This window comes from Pseudonocardia xinjiangensis (assembly GCF_012911925.1).
Classification (GTDB): domain Bacteria; phylum Actinomycetota; class Actinomycetes; order Mycobacteriales; family Pseudonocardiaceae; genus Pseudonocardia; species Pseudonocardia xinjiangensis.
The window spans coordinates 1-1,200 of sequence record NZ_JAAXKY010000302.1 but is presented as its reverse complement, the minus strand read 5'-3'; the positions used below and the strand labels follow the sequence as shown (position 1 = coordinate 1,200).

Here is a 1,200-nt window from a genome sequence, read left to right as displayed (position 1 = left end):
CCACCCACCCCCCGCGGCGAGGCCTCCGGGAAGTTCAGGAAAGCCACTTTCCTGCCCTGAGAGGGCCTGAAAGTGGCTTTCCTGAACCGAGGTCTTCCGTTCGCCCACGGGTCCGGCGACCTTCGCGGATCATCTTCGGCATGGGGGTGCTGGCACGGTCCCGAGGTAGCGAACTTCGCGACGCCTTTCCGTTCCGGGTGGCCAGCGTGCGTCAGCTGGTTGCCCTCGGTTTCTCGGAGCGCACTGTGTACAAGCGTTGTCTGGACGGCGGACCGTGGCAGCGGATCCTGCCTGGTGTGGTGCTGCTGTTCACCGGAACACCCAGTCAGGATCAGCGGGTCCGCGCGGCCCTGCTGCTGGGTGGAGAGGACGCAGTTCTCACCGGCATCGAGGCTTGCCGACGTCACGGCATCCGCCGAGGACCGGTCCGGCAACGGGGCGACCGGGAAGCAACCCAGGACGTCCACATCCTCGTCCCCGATCGCCGGCAGGTCCGCTCGGTTGGTTTCGTCCACGTCGAACGGACCGGCCGGCTACCGCAGTCGATAGTGCGCGGCGGGATCCCGTTGGCCCCTGTCCAGCGCGCTTGTGTCGACACGGTCCGGCGGCTACCCGCGCCTGGAGATGTCGCGGAACTGCTGTCCGACGCCGTCCAGCGCGGGTTGTGCACGGTCGCAGCTCTTGGCGGCGAGCTCGAAGCCGGTTCGCGGAGAGGTACCGCGGTGCCGCGCAGAGTTCTCGGTGAGCTCGCGGAGGGCGTGCGTTCCGCTGCCGAGCTGGAGGCGAAGCGGCTCTGGAGCAGCACCGGGCTGCCCGAGCCATGGTGGAACGCGGCGGTGTACGACGCCGAGGGACGGTTCCTCGGCGTGGCGGACTGCTGGCTCGACGACGTCGCGATGGTCTGGGAGATCGAGTCCAGCGAATGGCACCTGAGCCCCGCCGACCACGACACCACCGTCGAGCGGGCCGCCGGCTTCGTCGCGGCCGGAGCGGTGTACACCGCGTCCAAACCGAAGAAGAACCCGGAGGACGTGGTGGTAACACTCCGAGCGACGTACGAACAGGCCCGGAAACGCCCCCGACCACCGCTGCGAGCAATCCGAACCACGCAGTGACGACTGCCCAGGTTCAGGAAAGCCACTTTCCTGCCCTGAGAGGGCCTGAAAGTGGCTTTCCTGAACTTCGGGCGCGGCTCCGCCT

At 68.1% G+C, this 1,200-nt stretch carries 1 protein-coding gene; it reads left to right on the top strand.

What is annotated here, in order from left to right; genetic code table 11:
- A partial coding sequence (locus HF577_RS37775; protein WP_211175439.1) for a hypothetical protein occupies positions 1-1,115 on the top strand: 1,115 nt, incomplete at its 5' end.
- Positions 1,116-1,200 lie beyond the last annotated feature (85 nt).